The sequence below is a fragment of the Vibrio sp. YT-15 genome, assembly GCF_033337445.1.
Taxonomy (GTDB): domain Bacteria; phylum Pseudomonadota; class Gammaproteobacteria; order Enterobacterales; family Vibrionaceae; genus Vibrio; species Vibrio alginolyticus.
In genome coordinates, this window is record NZ_JAWOQR010000136.1 from 1 (window position 1) to 1139 (window position 1139).

Sequence of the window (1139 nt, forward strand, 5' to 3'; positions counted from 1 at the left end):
CTGCTTCGTGAATACCGTGACCAAGGTACTCAGTTTGATGTGGTTATCATGGATCCACCTAAGTTTGCAGAAAGCAAAGCGCAACTAAATGGCGCATGTCGTGGTTATAAAGACATCAATATGTTGGCGATGCAAATTCTAAAACCTGGTGGCACGCTACTGACCTACTCTTGCTCTGGCTTAATGGACCAAGTTTTATTCCAAAAAATCATTGCTGACGCAGCGGTAGACGCAAACCGCCAAGTGAAATTTGTTGAGCGCTTTGAACAAGCCGCAGACCACCCAACCGATACGGCATACCCAGAAGGTTTCTACCTAAAAGGCTTTGCTTGTAAAGTGCTTTAATCGCTCTTTGGCGATTATCGGAACGACATAAAAAACGGAGCTTTCGCTCCGTTTTTCTTATTCTCTCAACTGTTCGAGATTACTGATTAAGCTGTTGGCGATATCTGCGGCCGATGCGCCATCGAAATTAACTTCTAACTGTTGACCATCTTTATTAATCGTCAATGTCGAGTTACCTCCACTTTCAGTCACTTCTACGGTTATATCATCTACGCGTCCTCGGTAGTCTCCAGAACCAAGATCATCAAGCAATGCGGAAATGTCAGTACCCGTCATATCATCAAATACATCGGTAAAATCAAGCTGATCACCATCACTGAAATCCGTCACGGTATCAGTTGCGGACTGCATTTCTGTCCACTTGAAGACGTCATCACCTTCACCGCCCGTTAAGATATCATTGCCTAAACCACCGATGATCATGTCATTACCGTCGGTACCAACCAGAATATCGTCTCCATCTGTACCCATGATGAGATTCAGCTCAGAGTTTAATGCCATGGTTTGATAACCTAGCGCCGTGACAGCATCTACAGTGACGTTCTCGAAATCAACCGCTACCGTTGCACTGGAGTCACTTTCTAAACCATCAGAATCAATGGCTTTGTACTCAAACGAATCACTCACTTGAGTGAAGCTGGTAATCTCTGTGCCTACCAATGTAAAACTTGCTTTATCACTTGAGCTATCTGTATCCGGCGACAACCGAATTTCATCGAAGCTTCCGTTTGCAAGCTCTATCGTTGCAGTACCTTCGTGGTTGCCACTATAGCTGATGTCTTCTGCTCGTATTT

1 protein-coding gene and 1 pseudogene are annotated in these 1139 nt (G+C 44.6%); one reads left to right on the plus strand and one right to left on the minus strand.

Annotated features, from left to right (window positions below; all coding sequences use genetic code 11):
- Positions 1-345, plus strand: a pseudogene (locus R7D93_RS25830) (23S rRNA (cytosine(1962)-C(5))-methyltransferase RlmI); the annotation flags it as partial.
- 57 nt (positions 346-402) lie between these two features.
- Here R7D93_RS25830 and R7D93_RS25835 read toward each other — a convergent pair.
- A partial coding sequence (locus R7D93_RS25835; protein ID WP_411976821.1) for a calcium-binding protein occupies positions 403-1139 on the minus strand: 737 nt, incomplete at its 5' end.